Annotated in this window: 1 pseudogene; it reads right to left on the bottom strand. The window is 70.0% G+C overall.

Annotation, left to right across the window (positions count from 1 at the left end):
• Positions 1 to 538 precede the first annotated feature (538 nt).
• Positions 539 to 651, bottom strand: a pseudogene (locus BFF76_RS32610) (enoyl-CoA hydratase family protein); the annotation flags it as partial.

Consider the following 651-nt stretch of genomic DNA (forward strand, 5'->3'; position numbering starts at 1 on the left):
GGCCGAGACGACGTCCAGCCGGTCGCCAGGCGGGCTGGCGAGGGGTGGCAGTGCCGTTCGTGGTGATTCGGTCATGCGGCGAACCTAACCGGCCACTAGCCTTGCCCGGAACGCCCACCCCGTCACGAGCGTCGATCGTCTCTATGCATCTACGGGCTGCACGGTCGACAGCTGTTCCGGTGAGGCGACCGTGAAGTGCGCCCGGCGAGGCCGGCTGGCGAACGCTCGAGCGAAGCTGCGTTGGGGAGGCAGCAGCTCCCTACTTCTCGGCATCCTCAAGGGGTGGGGGAGTAGCTGCGATGAAGTCGGCGGTCAGCTGGGCGGCGTACGGGCCGAGTTCCTCGTGGTCGAGAACGACGGAGTTCACGATGCGGTTGATGCTGTCGGAGCGGGCCAGGCGTGCGCCGCGGGCCCGGTTCGCGGTGGTGGTAAACAGAGCGCCGGCGGAGGGGCGGGTGCCGTGTTCCGGGTTCCAGACCCGCTGGTCCTGGCCGGGGTCGGGAGCGAGGGTGCCATCAGGCTGCCTGCCGGTGTAGGTGTCCAGGAGCCGGGCGGCGTCCATGGCGAGGGTGGCGCCGATGATCTCGTCCACGTCACCGCCCGAGCAGAAGCCGCGCCCCTCTCCGGCCAGCACCAGGGCGCGTACCGAAC

Origin of the sequence: Streptomyces mutomycini, from assembly GCF_001700505.1 — a bacterium.
Taxonomy (GTDB): domain Bacteria; phylum Actinomycetota; class Actinomycetes; order Streptomycetales; family Streptomycetaceae; genus Streptomyces; species Streptomyces mutomycini.